Source organism: Hyphomicrobium sp. DMF-1 (genome assembly GCF_027886585.1).
Lineage (GTDB): Bacteria > Pseudomonadota > Alphaproteobacteria > Rhizobiales > Hyphomicrobiaceae > Hyphomicrobium_C > Hyphomicrobium_C zavarzinii.
Genome location: NZ_CP115706.1, coordinates 4091485 through 4110854 on the forward strand (window position 1 = coordinate 4091485; position 19370 = coordinate 4110854).

The window sequence follows — 19370 nt, forward strand, 5'->3', positions numbered from 1 at the left end:
GGTTGAGGCGTGCCAATGGCGGACATCGCCACAAGCTTGGTCGGCGCACCCGTAAACTCGCCGACCAAGTCTGCTCATAGAGGTCGAGCGGCCGTCAGATATCGATCTTCTCTGCGATCTCGATCGCGTCGTCGACCTCGATCCCGAGGTAGCGAACGGTGCTCTCGATTTTTGAATGCCCAAGCAAGAGCTGGACCGCGCGAAGATTACCCGTGTGCCAGTAGATCAACACCGCCTTCGTACGTCGCAACGAGTGCGTTCCGAACTTCGTCGGATCAAGTCCGATACTGGCAACCCACTCGTGAACGAGCCGAGCGTACTGTCTCGTCGTCAGTCCGTGGGGGCCATTGCTTCGACCAGCAAATAAGCACTGGCCCGGCTTTCGTACAGTCATCCTAAGATAGTCGTCAATGGCAGATCGTGTCTGGTCCGTCAGTTCGAACCGCACCGGTCTACCTGTCTTCTTTTGCCGGATGGTCGCGCGGTCCATCGCATAGCCGCTCGGCGCAACGTCATCGACACGGAGCGCGACGACGTCACAGCCGCGCAACTTGCTGTCGATGGCCAAGTTGAACAGTGCCAGATCGCGCTTCCGATCCGCCATCTGGAGCTTGGTTCTAATCGACCAGACGTGGCTTGGCCTCAGCGGAGGCTTCGCGCCGATGAGTTTACCCTTGTTCCAGGGCTCGCGGCGGACCGGTTTCAGATCTCCAATTTCGTGATTGTTGTCCATAGTCTCCTTGTTCGAGAGACAAACCAGCATGCGCCTGCGACGCCTCCATGAGCTTATCTGGCCACCGCTTTGGAGTGATTCTTCCTTCGAGTGGTTACCAGCCGTCGATTATGGCACCTGCGGATATCCTGCGCGGGCTTACACGGGCCCCCCGATTGAACAGTGTAGCGACTGAGCGAGCACCGTCTCCTCATGCCGGTTGATGAAGCTACATCAAGGAGGTTACGAGGACTTCCACCGCCATCCCCTGAAATGCGTCGCTCATTCCAACGAAACTGCCTGCCACTGGGATCGCTTGCCGTATGTCACGCACGACGGCAACTGGGATCAGATTGAAGCCGCCGACACTCCGGTTCGTCGGATCGAACGTGATCCAGCCCGCGCCGGGCACATAGACTTCGGCCCAGGCATGGGTCGTTCCCGCACCCCCAAACCCTATAAGGTTGTGATCCGGATTGTAGAGATAGCCGGAGACAATCCTCGCCCCGAATCCGAGACTGCGGGCAGCTTCGACAAAGAGAACCGCGAAATCGCGACACGATCCCCAACCGCGATCAAGAGTTTGGATCGGCGACTGCGTGCCTTCATCGTCCCGGCTCTGATAGCGGATCCATTCTGAGACGCCAGCGCTCAGATCTTTGAGTAGACAAAGAGTGTCTGTCGGATTGCCTGCCACCAACGCCCGTGCCCAGCCCCGCAACCGCCCAGCGGGGTCCTGATACTGCTGGATCGCCAGTGCGCCAAGATCGATCCAGTCATCGTCGGAGTATCGGAAGGGGTAGTAGATCGCGGAAGCGGCAATATCGAAGATAGGCCACGCGGTGGTGTGGAGTTGAATTTCGGCCGCGCTTTCGATCACGAGGGTGTCGGTCATGGTCTGAAATGTAGCCGTCGCCACGGCATTGCCGTAGACGTCATGCGCCCATTTCAACACCGCGTTGGGTGTCACCACCACGTCATGCGAAATCAGGCGAAGATCCCGGCTCTCGCGGGGGCGCAGCATCAATCGGTGCGACCCAAGGCTCACCGGCTGCCGATAACGGTAGGTTGTCCGATGATGAATTTTGAGGCGCATCACCAGGCTGGCTTCATCGGCAGGCTGCTGCGTTTGGATATCATCTTCAGTTTGGCTTGCTGCGGGAGCTGATCAGAGACGAACGCACGGGGTCATCCGCCGGTCAGATCAAATGCGACCCGTTAGAAGCAGGACAACGACAACTATTAGCAGAACCCCGACGACACCAACACCGCCGTGACCAAAACCTTATCCGTACCCACCAAAGCGGCCACTAAAGCCACCGAGCAGGAAAATGATGAGGAGAATAATAAGGATGGTTCCGAGTGACATGATCTATCTTCCGTCGCACGCGCTGAACGAATGTCGATTGATTCCGATGCCAGTGTCTTCCGAGACTCATCCTGTATGCTGAATATCCCGGTTCCTCGGTGACAACAAAACCGGGGCGGTTCGCTACGCCGCCCCAAGTGCATAGTCGAGAGGTGGTCAGTGATTTGTCGGCGTCCGATCTGACGTGCCACTCGCCGTCTGACCTGCTTCCGTACCCGCCGCGCCGGTACCGGTCGCGCCCGGGGTACGGCTCGGTGATGGATCGCCTGGCGTCCGGTCCGATGTTTTATCCGAGCCACCCATCCCGTCACCAGCGCCGTCCAATGAACTTTGTATACCGCCCTGCTTGCAGGCGTCGGTCCATTCAGCCTCCGACAGCTGCTTGTCGCCGTCCTTGTCCGCCTTCTTGAAATCATTCACGTAGGGCTTGGCCTTTTCCTTGGAGAGGTTGCCGGAAGAACCCGCAAGCGCCTGCGTCCACAGCGTGCCGCATTGAGCTTGGGTCATTTTCATGTCGTCGGGTATCTGGGCGGAGACCGCTGAGGACCCGATGAGGAGCGTCGCCGCGCATACAGGCAACGCTTTCATTGCAGTTCTGATCATCATTGTTTTCCTTGTTATTGAGTGGAGTGCGCCCGCGTTGCCTCAGATCAGATCGCCGCTCGGTTCGCTGGGCTGCCACACGGTGCGCTCGTTGCGGAAAAATATTCAAGATTGATCGACGCCGATAGGATCGGAAACTACTCAAGCGGAGTTTCACTGCCGAGTTCACAGCAATAGGTGAGCGGCGCGATGGCCTAAATCTAAATCTCGCCATTGAGCGCGCTAGAACTCCCCCTATTTACGCAAGTGGCAAAACAGTAGAGGCATCTCGAGACGGCGACTTCCTTGAGGCGGCGATTTTCTCGGCGTCGTTGGGGACTAGCCCTCTCTCAATAACTCATAGAGAGACGATGTGCACATGGCGTCGACACCGGAACAGATCGCGCGTCGGATCCTCGACCTGCTCGATCAACGGCACACCAAACCAGGCGAGCACGACATGTTCGGCGCGATTGCAGCGCGCCTTGCAAATGAAGACATCTACGGCGAGGCTTTGAACGGCGGCGTCGAGTTTGGAACAGCGAGCGGATGGTTCAGCGTGCAAGGGCCGCGCATTTTGCGGGCGGCGGTGGCCGCGCCGCTCAAGACGTAAACTGCTCGCAACGGTCGTCGAGGGGGAGCACTGAACCTTCGAAAGTCGGCCCGCCTCCCGGATCTCTGAGTAGATTCCGACTCTACGCAATCCATACGTCTTCCTCTACGGTCCTTCATGACATGCGGGTCGGGATTTTACCATCCATGCGCGCATGCACCCTTTTTTGAGGGCGCACAGTGCTGGCAACGAGGACACATCACGGTCGATCCAAAAAGCAAATTCGCCGCAGAGCGCTGGAGCTGGTACTCGCTTTCTTCTTGGATGGTCCCGTCACTTCTCGTACCCATCGTTCTGGCAGCTGTGTTCATCGGATACGTGATCGTCGAGGCTGCCAACTAGCAGCGCTCCGCGCTCACGACCAAATCCCTCGAGAGAGCATCGGAGAACGCATGTCACGATACCAACAGCTCATATCGACGGGCATTGTCCTTACCGCCATCACCGGAGGCGTGGTGGGCGCCCTGAGTGGGCTGGCGCTTGATGGATTCGTCACCAACCAACCCGTCTTGGCCATCGCGGCCGGATTTCTGGCCGTGCTGGCCGGCACGGTCGTTCGGCATTTCACCGTCTTTGCATCCATCCGCGGAGCAGGCCCTGGTCCCGGAAGGTTGATCATCCCAGGTGTCGTTCTGATCAACGCCACGATTGCAGCGATCGGCGGAGGGCTTATCGGGTACTTTGTGAGCCTGAGCGTCCTCAATCCGCCGCCTGCGGCCTGGATCGGCTGTCTGGCGGGCGTCTTGGCGAGTGTCGCCATGGAGCTCTTGATGATCGGCTACCGCGCCAGATCTCCATAACTTAATCCCCGGCGGTACGTTATGGCCGGACGGAGAATCCGCTAGTGGCACTAAGTTTCCCAAATCGAAGCCGAAGCTACGATGAGCGCGGCCGACGCGTGCGCTTCTGGGGCTACGATGGTGCGTTCGAGATCAGCTTCTTCGTGGAGCAGCGCGCCTTCGCTCGCATAAGTCCTCATGCAACGCTGGATGAAGCTGGATTTCTGGGTGTGTTCGATCGTTACCGGGATCGCATTCTACAGGTGGCCGCGAAGGTTTACGCCGGTCGCCGCAGGGAGGCCTACACCTTGCTCGAGAGCGACTTCTGAGCCATCACGCGCTTTAAGCGGCGGCAATTGCAATCCGGATCAACGCCGGCATTGATTTCGCCCCGGTCTTCTTCATGATGGCCGCGCGGTGGTTGTCCACCGTGCGCTGGCTGATGCCGAGATCGGCGGCAATGTTCTTGCTCGGGTGGCCTGCCATAACGAGGTCTAGGATTTGGCGCTGGCGCGCGGTCAGGCTCGCAACAAGGGAGACGGCCGTGATCCGGGCGACGGTCGATTCGATCTCCTCGCTGTTCCCGTCAAGCGCGCGCTCGATGCTGGCCAGCAGCTCCACATGGCCGATCGGCTTCTCGATGAAATCCACGGCACCCGCCTTCATTGCCTCGACGGCGAGCGGGACATCGCCATCGCCCGTGATCATGATGGTGGCCAGAGAACGGCCCGCGGCCTTCAAGCGCTCGATCAGCTCAAGGCCGGTCATACCCGGCAACCGGGCATCGAGCAGCAGGCAGCCCTTAGCACCGCCGTACCGCAAGAACTCCTCCCCATCGGCAAAGATCTCCACGGCATAGCCATGCGCCTGGAGAAGGTCGCGCGACGCCTCGCGAAGAGCGGCGTCGTCGTCCACCACATAGACGGTTGGCGCTTCTGATGCTTGCGGGTTTTGCGGCAATGGGACCGTTCTCTCGACCGGCGATGGCTGTAGGAGATCCTGAATAAGGCGGACGAGCTGGGGCGCCTTCACCGGCTTGTTGAGCTGCGTGTACCCATGGTCAGCAATGGCACGGAGCGTGCCTGTCGAAATGTCGCCCGTGAGAACGATCGCCGGGATATCGCGTTGGAGGCGCTGACGCAGGCTCGCGATGGCATCGAGGCCGCTGACGCCACGGGCCAGGTTGTAGTCGGCAATCACCAGGTCCGGTCGCGTTGCAGCGTTCCCAGCCAGCTCGAGCGCCATCGCGACGTCGGCGGCAACCGTCGTGCGATACCCTTCCTGATCGAGCAGCAGCTTGATCATCTCCCGTACGGATGGATCGTCTTCAATCACCAGGACCGCGCCGCACACGGGCGAATGATCGTCACGAACGGGCTCGACCGGGCGCGCTTCGCTTGTCTCGCCGGAGACTGCGAGCGGGATCTCAATGGCGAAGGCCGATCCGTAGCCGGGAATCGAACGGACGTCGATCGAGTGGCCGAGCATATCGCCCAGCCGTTTGACGATGGACAGACCCAGCCCGAGGCCGAGGCTGCTGTCGCGGGCCGGATTGTCGAGCTGGTGAAACTCCTCGAAGATCTTGCGGGCCTGGTCCATGGGAAGGCCGATGCCGGTGTCGAGCACCTCGATGCGGATGATCCCAGGCCGCCGCCGGCATCCAAGCAGCAGTTTCCCGCTGCTCGTGTACTTGAAGGCGTTAGAGACCAGATTGCGGATCATTTGATCGAGGAGACGCGGGTCGCTTCGTCCGAAGAGGCTGCATGGGATGACGCTCCACCGCAGGCCCTTTTCGGCGGCGAGAAACGAGAAGTCGGCCTTCATGCGGCTGAGCAGGCCGTTGATGGGGAAATCGACGATCTCGGGCCGCACGATCCCGGCTTCGAGCTGATTGATGTCGAGCAGCTTGTCGAGCATGGTCGACATGGCGCTTACCGTGTCATCGAGGCGCCCCAGCAGCTTGCGCGTGTCTTCGTCGGTAGCGCGTTTCATCAGGATGCCTTGCAGCAAATTGATGGTCTGCAGGGGCTGGCGCAGATCGTGACTGGCGGCCGCAAGAAAGCGGGACTTGCCGATATTGGCGCGTTCCGCCACCGCCTTCGCAGCCGCCACCGCCTCGCTCTCGCGCTTCGCGTCGGTGACATCGATGATCGACAACAGGATTTTTCGGCTAGCCCTCGGCTCTTCCCCGATGGTGCGGGCGCCCACCGTGAATGATCGGATTCCAAGCTCCGAGCAGGTAATGGTGATCTCGGCATCGTCGGGCCACACATCTCCCTTGCGAAGTGCGGCCAGAAACTGATGCAGCGCCGGTACATCGAGGCAGGAGCCGACCTCGTGGAGAGGGCGGCCGACGGTTTCCGCAGGCCCTACAGCGAAGACGCGATAGAAGGACGTTGAGGCGGAGATCACGTGGAGGTCGGCATCCAGCACGACAAGCGGCTGCCCGATGGTTGCGATGATGCTGTCCGAGTATGACCGTGCGGACTGGATCTCTGCCTGCGCGGCCTTGATTTCGGAAATGCCGGAAAAAGTCACGACCACGCCGTCGACATGCGGGGCGTCGCTGCGATACGGCAGGATGCTGCGAATGTACCAGGAGCCGTCGTCAGCCTCGATCTCGCGCCGCCTCGGAGCCGACGTCTTGAGAACCGAGGTGGCATCGCGTAGCATGTCGTCGTCCCGAAATCGATGCGTAAGATCTCCGAGCGGCCGGCCGATGTCGGTGGTAATAATATTGAAGAGTGTTTTGGTCGCAGGCGCGAAAAAGCGGATTCTCAGCGCCCGGTCGAGGAACAACGTCGCGACGTCGGAGCTGTTGAGGATGTTGTTGAGATCGTCCGCGGTCGCCCGCTGCCGCTCCACCGTCTCCTGAAGCTGGCTGTTCAGCGCGTTTAGCTCCTCGTTCAGGGATTGCAGCTCCTCCTTCGAGGTCTCGAGCTCCTCATTGATCGATTGGAACTCCTCGTTGACCGACATGGCCTCCTCGTTGATCGCCTTGTGCTCCTCGTTGGCGACCTCGAGCTCGAGAATTGTGCTGTTGAGCTCTTCGCGGAGCAAAGCGATCTCGTGCTCCTGATTGATGTTCGGATGCAACTCCGTTTCACCTCCTTGCGACGCAGCGGGACTCTTGGCCTCCTCGGTGAAGCTCACGATGCGGTATTCTTGTCCCTCGCTGGAGATCTCGAAGACGCCGATCATGACGTCCACGGGACGACCGTCATGGGTTACTCGTCCGCCTGTCACGAAGCTGTTGCCCCGATCCGACGGCACATGTTGGAGCGCGTGGCGAAGCTTGCCGCGCAGTCCCTCGCGGGCCATGACGAGAATGTCCCGGCTTGCTTCGCCGGGAGCGATCTTGAGAAATGTATCGATCGCGCCGAAATAGTGCAGCGCCTCACGCTTGTCGTTGATGAGAACCGCTGCCGGCACATAAGCGTCCATCAGCCTGCGCTTGGCTAGATCTCCCAGAGTTGGAGCCGGACCGGTCCGCTCCTGGGGCGATAGGGACCGCGAGCGAAATCCAAGCTCACCGCTGGGGATCGGGAACGCGGTCTCACCCGGCCGGCTCCGACCGATATGGCGGTAGAGACGATGTGTTTTGCTGATCGGCGCGAAGTGGTCGCCATGTTTGCCGACGGTCTCCGAGGCGCCCAAGACCAGAACGCCGCGCTCGCGAAGCGCGAAATGGAACAGAGAAAGTGTCCGCTCCTGGGCCTCAGGAGAAAGGTAGATCAGCACGTTGCGGCACGAGATGAGGTCGAGGCGCGAGAAGGGCGGATCGGCCAGCAGGTTCTGAGTTGTGAACACCACGGCCTCCCGCAGCTCGCGCACGACGCGATAGCCGCCGTCTTCCTTGATGAAATAACGGGAGAGCCGTTCCGGCGTCACGTCGTTCTGGATATGCTCCGGATAGGATCCGTTGCGGGCGAAAGCTACGCAGCCGGGCTCGATGTCGGAAGCGAAGACTTTCAGCTTGATGTTGCTCCTGTTGGCCGCAATGGCCTCGAGAAACAGGATGGCGATCGAGTAGGCCTCCTCCCCGGAGCTGCAGGCCGGCACCCAGACACGGATTGGCTGGCCCGGAGGCTGCTCTTGAACCAGCTCCGGCACGACCGACTGGCCGAGCATGTCGAAAGCAAGCCGATCCCGGAAGAATTGCGTGACATTGATCAGGAGATCCCTGGCCAGCCGCTCGCGTTCGTCAGCATCCTCACGCAGGATTTCAAGGTAACTCTTTCGATTCTCGATCGCTGCCAGCGCCATGCGCCGCTCGATGCGCCGGATCAGCGTTCCTGGCTTGTAAAGAGAGAAGTCGTGGGAGGTCATCTCGGTCAGGAGCGCGATGATCTCGGTTGGCCCGTTCTCGGTTTCCATTTCATCGTCAGGAGTCTTGCGGCCGCTGACATACGCCTGGCGGCTGAAGCTCATGAGCGCCTGAGGAATTTTTTCTATCGGCAGAATGAAATCGGTGCAGCCCGTATCGATGGCGCTGCGTGGCATCCCATCGTGCTGGGCCTCGTGGGGATCCTGGACGACAACGAGTCCGCCCTGCTCGTGCACGGCTTTCAGGCCGAGACTTCCGTCGGTGCCGGTGCCGGACAGGATCGCACAGAGCGCACGCTCACCGCACTCCTGTGCGATTGAGCACAGGAAAAAATCGAGAGGCATCCGCGCGCCGTGATGATCACGCGGCTTCGACAACCACAGCGACCCGTCGCGCAAGGCCAGATAGGCACCGGGCGGAATGAGGTAGACGTGATCGACTGCCACCCGCATGCCGTTAGTGGCTTCCACGACGGGCATTCTCGTGTGGCGCGCCAGCAATTCGCTCATCATGCTGGCGTGGGTCGGATCCAGATGCTGGATCAGCACGAAGGCCATGCCGCTATCCGCAGGCACGGCATCCAAGAAACGCTGGAAGGCGTCGAGGCCGCCCGCTGATGCCCCAAGGCCGACAACGGCGAAGGGCAGCGACCGGCATGGGTCGGTGCTTTTCGGCACGCGCTGTCCGCCGGGCTTTTGCGCAGCATCCGGTGCGCCTGGACGAGGCCCAGCCATTGTGACGCTTTCTCTATATATCCCAGCCTTCCACGATAGGAAGTGTGCCGGGATCTGATGATCATAGCATGTTTTGCTGGTCTGCGGCGGGATCGTCTCCTACCGAGGAATCCCATTTTGGAGCTTAGGTAGAATCCGAACCTTCCGGCCCGTCGCTGCCTACAGCTAAGGTCTCGATCAGTGGAGGCGGAAGGCACTCGCAAACAGCGCGGATAACTTCGCCCAGCCGTCCGTCTTTCATGGAAGAGGAGTGAGTAAGCCATGCGGCAGACGCAGCCCGTAGTTTCCGACGGCGGCGCCCAGAGCAATGAGCGCCCACCATCCCATCCGAGCACAATCACCCGGTATCTAGCGCGTGAGAAGCGTTTGCGGCTTGTTGTGAACGAACTCGGCCATCGCGCAAAAAACCTGCTCGCCGTGGTGCAATCAATCGCCAGTCAGACCGCACAACACAGCAGCGACCTTGACACATTTCGATCCGCATTTTCTCAACGCCTCGGGGCTCTCTCCCGTTCCCTGGACCTTCTCATTCATGAGGGTGAGCCGGGCGTGAGCGTCATGGAGCTGGTGCGGAGACAGCTCGAGCCCTTCGTCAACGTCGATGGAACGCGTATCGTTGTGACGGGTCCCTGCGCTCTCCTAAACCAGGAAGCGATGCAAAATCTCGGATTGGCGCTGCACGAGCTGGCGACCAACGCCACGAAATATGGGCCGCTTTCGGTTCCAGAAGGTGGAATCTCCGTGAGCTGGGATCTTGCTCAAGGCGACTCCGGGTCCGAACGCTTCCGCTTGATTTGGCGTGAGCACAACGGGCCTCCGGTTACGCCTCCGGACCATCACGGCTTCGGCTCCATGGTTCTGCAACGCATTGCGGCGGCGATGCTGGGTGGAAACGTGCAGCATGACTTCGACGTTGGCGGCGTCAGCTGGACGCTTGAAACTCCCGCAGCGGCCATCCTTTTGGTGAAATCAAAGACGGTTGTCGGCGTAAGCGAGCGATAGCACCGGGAGAGATCTCATGCCGCGCTGCCTAAATGCTTTAGCACGTCCGCACCAAGGTCCTGCACCAGGCGTGAGCGACTAGGTAGATTCCGACTCTAAGCGTTCCTGACGGCTTGGAGCACTGTCCAACGGGAGACCTGAGGGCGCACACATGTGACGATCGTCCTTCATCTCGACAGCGTAAATTAAAACCACAAACACCAACCAGGTGAGGACATCATGACCCACACACCCAAGACGGCCTCCGATTCAATCGTAACCGCACCGTCCGTCGCACCGCCGTCTCCTCCGACGGAACCTAGCTATGAGCGCCCCCTCCCTGTCGGGGACCCGGAAGTCGTCACCACCCCTATTATTTCCCAGAAGCCGCGCACCGCGCCGGCCCCGGTGAAGATCTGAGGGCATTGGTGGGGTCCGTCATTCGCAGTGACTAGGCGGGATGGCGAGCCGGTGCACACGTCACCCCGGCTCGCTCCCCGTTCGGCAAGGAATGTTTCCAGGTACAAGCGTGATCAATACGAGAAAAGAAACATGACGACGCGAACGACGCGAACGGTGGTGGCGTTCAATCACGCCTTCTCCCTCGACGGTGTCGATGGCGAGCTGCCCGCCGGATGCTATGTCATCGAAACCGAGGAAGAGCAGCTAGATACTCTGACAAACGAGGCCTATCGCAGGCTTGCGACCGCGATCACGCTGCCGGCCGTTGGGACCATTAGCCTCCGCAAGCAGATCGTTCCGATCCACCCGGACGACCTCGCCGCCGCCCAAAGCCGTGATGCTCAACACGTGGCGCCCGCAATCAAGGCGGCGAAGAGCTGACGCATGGCCGATCGCACCGCGCAGAACATGTCGCAACTCGTATGAACGCGGTGATTTGTTCGCAATCTCGTATTGCACTCAGGCTTGAGGTAAGGCCATCATGGCGACGGCGCAAGAAGTCCAGAACGCGGATATCCGGGACACCTTCGCCCGCTCCGTCGCTGAGGCGCACCCAGACATCAAGCTTATCAGCCATTCGAACGTCTTCTACTGGTGGCCGGCCTGGGTTGCAGGATTTGCGGCGGCGATGATCAGCTACCTCCAAGGCGTGGACGTCTCGATCACGCCGAACTTCATCGATCGCATCCATCCGAGCAACAATCCGGGCATCTTCTTTATCACCGTGCTGATCGCACTCGTGATCTTCACCAACGCCAAGCTGCGCGGAATCTACTCTGTGCTTACGATCGTCACCGCGGCCTTCCTCGTCGTCGTCCTGGCGTGGTTTGGCTGGTGGGACAATATCCTGCGGTTCATCCCTCAGCTTTCGGCGCGTGCTAACATGGGATTCTATCTGTTCTTCTCGAGCGCGATGCTGACGGTCTGGTTGCTTGCGTTCTTCGTCTTCGATCGATTGACGGCTTGGCGAATTCGCCCGGGGCAGATGGTTGAGGAGCGCCTCATCGGCGGGCAGACGCGCAGCTACGACACCAACGGCCTTGTCTTCGAGCGGCGAGGTCAGGATCTTTTTCATGACATCATCTTGGGATTGGGTGCCGGCGATCTGACGCTCAAAATTGGCGGTTCCAACGAGGAGACGATTCAGATCCCGAACGTTCTGTTCGTAAACCGCAAGGTGAAGGCGATCGAGATGCTGATCGCGGTCAAGCCGGACGCGGTTCGCGCCGCTGCGGTCTAGCGCGGCGCGAACCGCGTCTGGTGCAGGATCCTACTCCTGGAGCGTTGAGGTTGGGTACTTTCCGAGTCTCACGCTGCCCGTGGTTAACCTCTAGTGTCAGCTCACGCTAGGGCTCATCCGAAGATTTCGATCGCCAGCCATCCATCGAGGCTGACGTCGGCGGGCCGTCATCAGAAAAATGGAAACAGAGTCATGACAACGATCACGAAGACGATATTGATCACGGGTGCCGCGGCGATCCTCGCTATCACGGGGATGGTCAGCACGGCGGAAGCCAGGGACGGCCAGCGCAGCGGTGCGCAAAAGCACTATGGCGGTGGGGATCGCGTCGGAAAGAACCGCGCCGATCATCGCGGGAAAAGCTATCGCGGCCGCGATCATGACCGTTCGGTCGGGCGTGCGTTGCGCGGCGTGATCATCCTCGGTGAAGGGGCTCGCGGCTGCTCCTATGAATATCGCAAGTGGCAGGCAACCGGCAGCCGGTATTGGCGCTCGCGCTATCACGATTGCCGCAGCGGGTGAACAGAGAGCTTTGCGTCCCGTCACTGCAGTTTGCGTTGGGGACGCCGAGAGGATGGGTCGCACGTTGCGGCCCATTTTTCTTGTGTCGGGTTTGCTGTGTTGGGTTATTTGAGTCTGTGCCTAGGCTCGCAAGCTGAGTAGACCCTTCAGCGATGGTTGTGGCGGGGCCATGCGCCAATCGCGCCGCCTTCGTTCTCCCAGCGTTCGATGCCGGAGTGCTGCTGCTGAGATGGGAGGCGGTCATTCTGCTTGTGGAACGCGCTCATGATCTGCCCGCGGCGCAATTGCAGTTGCGCGACCATGTCTTTATTGCCGGATGCCTTGGCTATCTCGATTGCGCGCTCGAGATAGAAACGCGCATCGTCGCGGCAGAACTGGGCGATCTGACCCTTGGCCTTACGCATGGCCGCATACGCGATCTCAGCGCGCCGCGTGAAATCGGCAATGTCCCGGCTGACGTCTATCATGGTGTTCCCCTTGGAACGGAAAGGCCGTGAGCATGCCGGGGAACAACCGGGTACGCCCACGGCCCTATCGTAGCGACGACATCGCTAGATGATGTCGATCTCGGCGGGCAGATAGCTCGTGACCTCAAGGCCGACGGCCTGCTCGCGCACCTGCGGTGCGTTCCAGATTCTCATTGGTATCTCCTTATCTCGGACAAGCGCCTTTGCGCCGATCTCTGTTGAGTCATGTGGTGCTCTCACGCCCAAAGCGCCAATCACGTTCTCGTTTATTTTCGGCGTTGAGCGGCAGTTCCAAGCGTGAGTACTTTCCGAGCCTGATGTCTCGTTTCCCATTGCAATAGGGTTGGGAACCGCTCTTTCGGCGGCAGCTACTGGATAGGCTTTTATGTACGACAATGCGACCTGCGCCGCTTTACTTCTCGTGTTTTGCTCGATGCCCCTGACGGTGTTGTCGACCAGAGGGAGCGCACAATCCTCGACGCCCGATACGCCGCGTGCGGAACTGCCCCTTCCCGCACTGGGCAGCCATGCGCCTGCCACCAAGGAGCAAAAAATGGCTTCGTGCATGGCTCTCTGGGAGGCGGAGACGCACATGACGAGGACAGAATGGAAGAACGTGTGCAAGCGAATCGAGAGCAGGAACTGAGCTGCAAGATTTGGAGATCTGGAACACACGCTTCGCTGCGCCGCAAATTCGGATTCCAACAACGTCTTCACTAAAAATAACGTCCTTATGTCAATTGTCGAAAGGTCGCACCAAGATGCGAATTGCGCAAGTCGCACCACTTGCCGAATCCGTGCCACCGAAATTCTACGGCGGCACGGAGCGGGTCGTATCGTGGCTGACCGAGGAACTGGTTCGTCAGGGCCACGAGGTAACCCTTTTCGCCTCTGGCGACTCCGAAACGTCTGCGTCGCTCGTCCCTTGTTGCTCCCGCGGCTTGCGCCTACGGGGCGTCCGCGATCACTTGGCAACACATCTCGTCATGCTCTCCAAGGTGATGAGAGCGGCGGCGGATTTCGACATCATCCATTTTCATGTCGACCTCCTTCAACACCCTCTTTTTAATCGCATCCGTCACAAGACCATCACGACGATGCACGGACGGCTCGACCTCCCGGACAATATGCCGATCTACAAAGCCTTCCCCAGGATGCCGCTGGTTTCGATCTCGAACCATCAGCGGCTTCCTGTGCCGGCGTTCGTCAATTGGGTTGACACCATTCCGCACGGTCTGCCGGCGTCTCTGTGCCGGTTCAATCCACACGGCGGGGACTATCTCGCATTTCTGGGTCGCATCTGCCGGGACAAGCGGCCGGACCGCGCCATCGAGATCGCCAAGCGCACAGGAATTCCCTTGAGGATTGCCGCCAAAGTCGATCCGGCCGACACAGACTATTTCGAGCAGATCATCAGGCCGATGCTCGACCACCCCTTGATCGAGTTCATCGGCGAAATCGACGATCAACAGAAGGGCGCGTTTCTCGGAAACGCCCATGCGCTGCTGTTCCCGATCGACTGGCCGGAACCGTTCGGGCTGGTGATGATCGAGGCGATGTCGGTTGGAACACCCGTCATCGCATGGCGGGCCGGGTCGGTTCCCGAGATCGTCACCGAGGGCGTTTCCGGCTTCATGGTCGCTTCGATCGACGAAGGTGTCGCAGCCGTGGAAAAGAGCCAGACGCTCGATCGCGCCATTGTAAGGCAGACGTTCGAGCGGCGGTTCACTGTCGAGAAGATGACCAGCGCCTACGTCGCGGCCTACGCGCGCCAATTGGCTCTCGCCAGAGATGCGAACCAGCCGCAGCGGGTCGGAGCGTTTGCCGCCGTCTAGTATCATGGCGCCGCATTCAGAGCGTGCGAACGCATATCCCAATCGGCTGCTCTTGGCGTAATCTGAGCTGCAACCCGTTGACTTGAATGGGGCCACATGACCACCGCCAATCCGACCGGTGTAGCGGATCACGAGCACGACGATTCCGACTATCATATCGACGTCAGCACGTCGCTGACCGAGAGGACGCTGCGGACGCTGAAGCACGGAGACGCGTTCGCCGTTCTCGATGCCTATGGAGATCTGGGAGTCGAGTTAGGTACGCCGGAAGGCATCTACTTTCGCGACATGCGCTTTCTGTCGCGGCTGAAGCTGATCTGCTCCGGGCAACGCCCGCTGCTGCTCTCGTCCGTCATTCACGATGACAACTCCGCTCTGTCGATCGACCTGACCAACGCCGATATCGAGCCTCCCAGTCCGCACCCAATCACGCGCGATACCATCGCCATCTCGCGCACCAAGTTTCTCTGGAATGCGGCATCCTACGAACGCATCGCGCTGCGCAACTACGATACGGTGGAGCGATTAGTCTCGATCGAACTTTTGTTCGATGCCGATTTCGTTGACTTGTTCGAAGTGCGTGGGATGCCCCGTGCAAGACGAGGGCAGATCAGCATCAAGAGAACGGCAGCGGATGCGATCCAGTATGTCTATGATGGGCTCGACGGCGTCCAGCGGCGTACCACTTTGACCTTTACCCCCATGCCAGGACGGCTGGACCTGCATCGAGCCGTCTTTGAGCGTGTCCTCGAGGCGGGCGAGCGATCTACGATTCTGGTCACGGCCGCCTTCAACGAGAGCGACGAGCCGCCCCGGCCCATCTCCTTCCATTCCGCCTACCGCGCCAAGCGCAGGGCATCGCGTTCCGATACGGAGAACATTGCAACGATCGAGAGCTCGAACCCTCTCTTCGACGAGCTCATGTGCCGGTCGACCGCCGATATCTATACGTTGTCGACGCGCGCCGGCGAGGAGCTGTACCCTTACGCCGGCATCCCCTGGTACAATACGGTGTTTGGCCGCGACGGCATCATCACGGCGATGATGATGCTCTGGATCGATCCTGCCATCGCGCGCGGCGTGTTGCTGCATCTGGCCGAAACGCAGGCCACGCACCACGACCCGGGATCGGACGCGCAGCCGGGAAAGATTCTGCACGAGCGGCGCAGCTGCGAGATGGCGCAACTCGGCGAGATCCCCTTCCGCCGCTATTACGGCACGGTCGACGCCACGCCGCTGTTCGTCATGCTGGCCGGGCTCTATTTCGAGCGCACCGGCGATGTGGCGACGCTGGAGAGGATCTGGCCCAACGTCAAGGCCGCCCTCGAGTGGTGCGACGTGTACGGCGACCGGGACGACGACGGTTTCGTGGAGTACCTTCGGGAAACGCCGAACGGCCTTGCCAACCAAGGCTGGAAAGACAGCAACGACTCGGTTTTTCACGCCGATGGCTCGCAAGCCAAGGGGCCGATCGCTTTGATCGAGGTGCAGGCGTACGTGTTCGGCGCGAAGCGCCAGGCTGCCAAGCTCGCCCTGCAGTTCGGCGAGCCCGCCATGGCGGCGTGCTTGAGCCAAGCCGCAGACGACCTGCAGGTTCGCTTCCAAAACGCTTTCTGGTGCGAGGATATCGGCACCTATGCCCTGGCGTTGGACGGCGACAAGAAACCCTGCAAGGTCCTCACTTCCAATGCGGGGCACGCGCTTTTCACCGGCATCGCGACGCCCGCTTCGGCGCGGAAAGTGGTTGCATCCCTGATGCGCCGAACGTCATTCAGCGGCTGGGGCATCCGCACGGTTGCGCACAGCGAGCCGCGGCATAATCCAATGTCCTACCACAACGGATCCGTCTGGCCACACGACAACGCGCTGATCGCCCTCGGCTTCGATCGCTACGGCTTCAAGGCCGAGGCTGCCGTCCTCTTCGAGGGCATATTTGCGGCTGTCGGCTATCAGCAGGACCGGCGTCTGCCGGAGCTGTTCTGCGGGTTCACGCGCAAATCCGGACGCGGGCCCATCGCCTACCCCGTGGCGTGCTCGCCGCAAGCGTGGGCGGCCGTGTCCCCGTTCGCATTCCTCGGCGCCTGTCTCGGCGTGTCGATCGTCCATGCGGCAGAGCAAGTTCGTTTCATTAAACCGACCCTGCCGAGCTTCCTGAATGAGGTCATCGTGCGCAGAATGGTGGTCGGCAAATCACGACTTGATGTCCGTGTTGCCCGTCACGGTACTGATGTATCGGTGAACGTCCTGAAGCGTGACGGTGATGCACGCGCCATGGTCGTGACCTGATCAGGCCCGCGCGTCGGCCATTCGCCAGTCGTAGGTTAGGTGCCACCTAACTGCGATAAGCATTCGACGTCAGCGCCTCGACGCACGCCTCATCTGCAATCGACGACAACTGCCTGTTCGTAAACCGCTGCGCTGTCGCCAGGAGAGCCAATGCCGCACGACATATCGCTCATCGCCACGATCACGATGGGGTTTGTTCTCGCGTTCCTCGGTGGCTTGCTCGCCAGCAAGATGCGCTTGCCGCCGCTGGTGGGATACCTGCTTGCCGGAGTGGCACTTGGACCATTCACACCCGGGATTGTCGGAAACGCCGATGTCGCAAGCCAACTTGCCGAGATCGGCATCATTCTGCTGATGTTCGGTGTCGGTCTGCACTTCTCCATCAAGGACCTGATGGAGGTGCGCGCGATCGCCATACCAGGCGCCATCGCGCAGATCGCCGTCGCTACGGGCAGCGGTCTTGCACTTGCGCTGCTGTGGGGCTGGGGCATCGGCGCAGGGCTCGTTCTGGGACTGGCCTTGTCGGTGGCGAGTACGGTTGTCCTGCTCCGTGCTCTGGAGCAGCGCAACACGCTCGACTCGGCCAACGGTCGCATCGCGGTTGGCTGGCTCGTCGTCGAGGATCTGGCGATGGTGCTCGCTCTCGTTCTGCTGCCGGCGCTGGCAGGCGCACTCGGAGGGGATGCGCGCGGCGCAGCTACCCAGTTCGCTGGCGGCAGCCTGGTGACAGCGTTGCTTTTTACGCTGGCAAAGGTCGCAGTGTTCGTGGCCCTGGTCATTCTGGTAGGGACGCGGGTTGTGCCTTGGCTCCTGCTGACGGTTGCGCGGACGGGCTCGCGTGAGCTGTTCACGCTATCGGTATTGGCGCTCGCCCTTGGGATTGCCTACGGCTCGGCTGAGTTGTTTGGCGTCTCGTTCGCGCTCGGTGCGTTCTTTGCCGGTGTCGTGCTGAGTGAATCCGACTTCAGCCATCAGGCGGCGGCAGATTCGTTGCCCCTGCAGGATGCCTTCGCTGTGCTCTTCTTTGTCTCGGTCGGAATGTTGTTCGACCCTGGGATCCTCCTGCGTCAGCCCCTGGCGGTTGGGGCGGTGCTGCTGCTTGTCGTGTTCGGCAAATCGCTGGTAGCCTTCGCCATCGTGCTCCTCCGCGGCTATCCGGTGGCGACTGCGCTCATCGTCTCGGCCAGCCTGGCTCAGATTGGTGAGTTCTCATTTATCCTTGCGGGTCTCGGCGTGACGTTTGGCCTGCTGCCGCCTGAAGGACGCGACCTGATCCTGGCCGGTGCAATCCTCTCCATCACGCTCAATCCCCTGGTGTTTGCTTCCATCGACCCGCTGCTTGCCTGGTTCCGGGCGCGACCACGATTGACGGCCCTGCTGGAACGACCGGGCAATCGTTTTTCGATGCCGGTCGATAGGAGTGAAGAGACCGGACTGAGGGACCACGCCATAATCGTCGGCTATGGCCGCGTCGGCGAGATCATCGGTGACGCGCTCAGGGCTCAGAAGCTTGCTTTCGTGGTGATAGACGAGAACCGGCGGCGCGTGGAGAAACTCCGCAAGCAGGGATTGACGGCCATTTACGGCGATGCCACCGCAGCAGGCGTCTTGGAGGACGCGGGCGTCAGCAGCGCCCGACTGCTCATAGTCGCGATTCCCCAGGGCTTCCTCAAACGGCGCATCATCGAGCTGGCCCGCGAGGCAAATCCCCAGATCGACACTGCCGTGCGAACGCACCGCGCATCAGAACTCGCCTATCTCAAGGACCAAGGGATCGGAATCGCCATCATGGGGGAAAGGGAAACGGCATTCGGACTGTTGCGCTACGCACTATCCAGTCTTGGGTGCTCGGACGACCGAGCACAAGCTGTCGTTCAGGCCGCCCGTATGGCGGGTGAAGGCGGGGCGTTTGAGCGCGAGGCGGATATCGAGCTACCCGAAGCGCCCGCTGAATTGAGAGAACATCGTGAGCAATGAACCGCGGAGCTTGAGCCGGTGTGCGCGAGGCGCCCGTCATTGCTTCCGAAGAGGTTCGATATTGAACTCTCCGAGGATCGACCGCAAGAAGAGCTGGCGCAGGCTGTAATGGCTTGACTTCGAGACCTGCCTTCGATGCCCGAAGACCATCCGGTCCTTGGCTGATCGATCGAGGACCGTCTGCTATCAGACATGTTTCGACCGCAGCTTTGACTGCCAGTAGTGCTGCGGGCGGTTATCGCACCATGTCCGCTAACTCGGCATCTCGGTCATCGGTGCCCGGGCACTGCTGCGCTTGCTCAGGACCGCTAAGGGTCACTAGTGCCTGTTCTCCAAACCGGGTGCTTCCCGCTCTTAGCCTAACAGCAGACATGGGCCCACGGGGGAATCAAGGCGCGGCGGTCACTGCCGACGATGTCCGCTATTGATGCTGTGGACGCCATCCATCAGCCAGCCCGGAGACCGGTAAGGTTTCCGGGCAAGA

Annotated in this window: 17 protein-coding genes and 1 pseudogene; 11 read left to right on the top strand and 7 right to left on the bottom strand. The window is 60.5% G+C overall.

What is annotated here, in order from left to right; genetic code table 11:
- Positions 1 to 94: 94 nt before the first annotated feature.
- From PE058_RS18680 to PE058_RS18695, 4 genes and pseudogenes are all read right to left on the bottom strand, one after another.
- The gene (locus PE058_RS18680) at positions 95 to 733 is read right to left on the bottom strand and encodes a tyrosine-type recombinase/integrase (RefSeq protein WP_271029054.1); all 639 of its coding nucleotides are present in this window, start codon (positions 731 to 733) and stop codon (positions 95 to 97) included.
- A 208-nt stretch (positions 734 to 941) separates the two neighbouring features.
- Entirely contained in the window at positions 942 to 1808 is an 867-nt protein-coding gene (locus PE058_RS18685) for a transglutaminase family protein (protein WP_442908683.1), read from the bottom strand.
- A gap of 108 nt (positions 1809 to 1916) precedes the next feature.
- Positions 1917 to 2081: pseudogene (locus tag PE058_RS18690) on the bottom strand (DUF3309 family protein).
- A gap of 156 nt (positions 2082 to 2237) precedes the next feature.
- On the bottom strand, positions 2238 to 2687 hold the full coding sequence (locus tag PE058_RS18695; protein WP_271029056.1) for a hypothetical protein: 450 nt from the start codon (positions 2685 to 2687) through the stop codon (positions 2238 to 2240).
- A 355-nt stretch (positions 2688 to 3042) separates the two neighbouring features.
- On the opposite strand from PE058_RS18695, the gene PE058_RS18700 reads away from it, so the two are divergent.
- The 3 genes from PE058_RS18700 to PE058_RS18710 all read left to right on the top strand — a co-directional run bounded on the left by PE058_RS18700 (position 3043) and on the right by PE058_RS18710 (position 4384).
- The gene (locus tag PE058_RS18700) at positions 3043 to 3276 is read left to right on the top strand and encodes a hypothetical protein (protein WP_271029057.1); all 234 of its coding nucleotides are present in this window, start codon (positions 3043 to 3045) and stop codon (positions 3274 to 3276) included.
- Positions 3277 to 3668: 392 nt separating this feature from the next.
- Entirely contained in the window at positions 3669 to 4076 is a 408-nt protein-coding gene (locus PE058_RS18705; RefSeq protein WP_271029058.1) for a hypothetical protein, read from the top strand.
- 44 nt (positions 4077 to 4120) lie between these two features.
- A complete protein-coding gene (locus PE058_RS18710; RefSeq protein WP_271029059.1) occupies positions 4121 to 4384 on the top strand; it encodes a DUF1488 domain-containing protein in 264 nt (87 codons plus the stop codon).
- Positions 4385 to 4397: 13 nt separating this feature from the next.
- Here the strand turns inward: PE058_RS18710 and PE058_RS18715 are convergent, their stop codons facing one another.
- The gene (locus tag PE058_RS18715; protein ID WP_271029060.1) at positions 4398 to 9116 is read right to left on the bottom strand and encodes a chemotaxis protein CheB; all 4719 of its coding nucleotides are present in this window, start codon (positions 9114 to 9116) and stop codon (positions 4398 to 4400) included.
- A 261-nt stretch (positions 9117 to 9377) separates the two neighbouring features.
- Here PE058_RS18715 and PE058_RS18720 point away from each other — a divergent pair, with 261 nt between their 5' ends.
- From PE058_RS18720 to PE058_RS18735, 4 genes are all read left to right on the top strand, one after another.
- Positions 9378 to 10118, top strand: a complete 741-nt coding sequence (locus tag PE058_RS18720; protein ID WP_271029061.1) for a sensor histidine kinase — start codon at positions 9378 to 9380, stop codon at positions 10116 to 10118.
- Positions 10119 to 10649: 531 nt separating this feature from the next.
- Positions 10650 to 10940, top strand: a complete 291-nt coding sequence (locus PE058_RS18725; RefSeq protein WP_271029062.1) for a hypothetical protein — start codon at positions 10650 to 10652, stop codon at positions 10938 to 10940.
- Between the two features lie 100 nt (positions 10941 to 11040).
- Entirely contained in the window at positions 11041 to 11799 is a 759-nt protein-coding gene (locus tag PE058_RS18730) for a hypothetical protein (RefSeq protein WP_271029063.1), read from the top strand.
- A gap of 192 nt (positions 11800 to 11991) precedes the next feature.
- Positions 11992 to 12321 (top strand): hypothetical protein, encoded by a 330-nt coding sequence (locus PE058_RS18735; protein WP_271029064.1) that lies wholly within the window; start codon positions 11992 to 11994, stop codon positions 12319 to 12321.
- A 146-nt stretch (positions 12322 to 12467) separates the two neighbouring features.
- Here PE058_RS18735 and PE058_RS18740 read toward each other — a convergent pair whose 3' ends face one another.
- Together PE058_RS18740 and pqqA are read right to left on the bottom strand one after the other, a co-directional pair.
- The gene (locus PE058_RS18740) at positions 12468 to 12788 is read right to left on the bottom strand and encodes a hypothetical protein (RefSeq protein ID WP_271029065.1); all 321 of its coding nucleotides are present in this window, start codon (positions 12786 to 12788) and stop codon (positions 12468 to 12470) included.
- A gap of 84 nt (positions 12789 to 12872) precedes the next feature.
- Complete coding sequence (gene pqqA / locus PE058_RS18745; protein ID WP_271029066.1) at positions 12873 to 12962, bottom strand: pyrroloquinoline quinone precursor peptide PqqA; 90 nt, start codon at positions 12960 to 12962, stop codon at positions 12873 to 12875.
- Between the two features lie 211 nt (positions 12963 to 13173).
- Between pqqA and PE058_RS18750 the strand changes: the two genes are divergently transcribed.
- From PE058_RS18750 to ybaL, 4 genes are all read left to right on the top strand, one after another.
- The gene (locus PE058_RS18750) at positions 13174 to 13434 is read left to right on the top strand and encodes a hypothetical protein (protein WP_271029067.1); all 261 of its coding nucleotides are present in this window, start codon (positions 13174 to 13176) and stop codon (positions 13432 to 13434) included.
- A gap of 115 nt (positions 13435 to 13549) precedes the next feature.
- Positions 13550 to 14623: a glycosyltransferase family 4 protein gene (locus PE058_RS18755; RefSeq protein WP_271029068.1), complete on the top strand. Its 1074-nt coding sequence runs from the start codon at positions 13550 to 13552 to the stop codon at positions 14621 to 14623.
- Positions 14624 to 14719: 96 nt separating this feature from the next.
- Entirely contained in the window at positions 14720 to 16909 is a 2190-nt protein-coding gene (locus PE058_RS18760; protein WP_271029069.1) for an amylo-alpha-1,6-glucosidase, read from the top strand.
- 150 nt (positions 16910 to 17059) lie between these two features.
- Positions 17060 to 18886: a YbaL family putative K(+) efflux transporter gene (ybaL, locus tag PE058_RS18765; protein WP_271029070.1), complete on the top strand. Its 1827-nt coding sequence runs from the start codon at positions 17060 to 17062 to the stop codon at positions 18884 to 18886.
- Positions 18887 to 19370: the final 484 nt, after the last annotated feature.

What these genes read in the sequence shown, in the direction of transcription:
- PE058_RS18680 (WP_271029054.1), bottom strand. Translation starts at nt 733, where the DNA reads ATGGACAACAATCACGAAATTGGAGATCTGAAACCGGTCCGCCGCGAG.
- PE058_RS18685 (WP_442908683.1), bottom strand. Translation starts at nt 1,808, where the DNA reads ATGCGCCTCAAAATTCATCATCGGACAACCTACCGTTATCGGCAGCCG.
- PE058_RS18695 (WP_271029056.1), bottom strand. Translation starts at nt 2,687, where the DNA reads ATGATGATCAGAACTGCAATGAAAGCGTTGCCTGTATGCGCGGCGACG.
- PE058_RS18700 (WP_271029057.1), top strand. Translation starts at nt 3,043, where the DNA reads ATGGCGTCGACACCGGAACAGATCGCGCGTCGGATCCTCGACCTGCTC.
- PE058_RS18705 (WP_271029058.1), top strand. Translation starts at nt 3,669, where the DNA reads ATGTCACGATACCAACAGCTCATATCGACGGGCATTGTCCTTACCGCC.
- PE058_RS18715 (WP_271029060.1), bottom strand. Translation starts at nt 9,116, where the DNA reads ATGGCTGGGCCTCGTCCAGGCGCACCGGATGCTGCGCAAAAGCCCGGC.
- PE058_RS18720 (WP_271029061.1), top strand. Translation starts at nt 9,378, where the DNA reads ATGCGGCAGACGCAGCCCGTAGTTTCCGACGGCGGCGCCCAGAGCAAT.
- PE058_RS18725 (WP_271029062.1), top strand. Translation starts at nt 10,650, where the DNA reads ATGACGACGCGAACGACGCGAACGGTGGTGGCGTTCAATCACGCCTTC.
- PE058_RS18730 (WP_271029063.1), top strand. Translation starts at nt 11,041, where the DNA reads ATGGCGACGGCGCAAGAAGTCCAGAACGCGGATATCCGGGACACCTTC.
- PE058_RS18735 (WP_271029064.1), top strand. Translation starts at nt 11,992, where the DNA reads ATGACAACGATCACGAAGACGATATTGATCACGGGTGCCGCGGCGATC.
- PE058_RS18740 (WP_271029065.1), bottom strand. Translation starts at nt 12,788, where the DNA reads ATGATAGACGTCAGCCGGGACATTGCCGATTTCACGCGGCGCGCTGAG.
- pqqA (WP_271029066.1), bottom strand. Translation starts at nt 12,962, where the DNA reads ATGAGAATCTGGAACGCACCGCAGGTGCGCGAGCAGGCCGTCGGCCTT.
- PE058_RS18750 (WP_271029067.1), top strand. Translation starts at nt 13,174, where the DNA reads ATGTACGACAATGCGACCTGCGCCGCTTTACTTCTCGTGTTTTGCTCG.
- PE058_RS18755 (WP_271029068.1), top strand. Translation starts at nt 13,550, where the DNA reads ATGCGAATTGCGCAAGTCGCACCACTTGCCGAATCCGTGCCACCGAAA.
- PE058_RS18760 (WP_271029069.1), top strand. Translation starts at nt 14,720, where the DNA reads ATGACCACCGCCAATCCGACCGGTGTAGCGGATCACGAGCACGACGAT.
- ybaL (WP_271029070.1), top strand. Translation starts at nt 17,060, where the DNA reads ATGCCGCACGACATATCGCTCATCGCCACGATCACGATGGGGTTTGTT.